The sequence below is a fragment of the Neisseria sp. P0009.S007 genome, from assembly GCF_051962515.1.
On record NZ_JBQCVF010001326.1, the window covers coordinates 1 to 232 of the forward strand.

Here is a 232-nt window from a genome sequence, read left to right on the forward strand (position 1 = left end):
CATCCATCGCTTGACTTGTTTGGCGCGGATTGGTTTATCACCCATTTCGGCAAAGTGTTGCGTCAGTCATTGTATATCGTAATTAAGTAGATTGGTTTTCATGTATTTTTATTTTTCTCAATAAAGCTTTTAAAGTAAAGAGGCTTATAGGTCAGCTTTGCTTTAAAAGCCTTTAGTGTTTCAGACGGCCTGTCATTTGCAGCGCATAAAAAGCACTTTTGCCGTCAGATAT

General features: G+C 37.9%; 1 pseudogene. It reads right to left on the bottom strand.

Going from position 1 to position 232, the window contains the following annotated elements:
- Positions 1-102 (bottom strand): annotated as a pseudogene (locus ACTHS3_RS18795) (hypothetical protein); the annotation flags it as partial.
- Positions 103-232 lie beyond the last annotated feature (130 nt).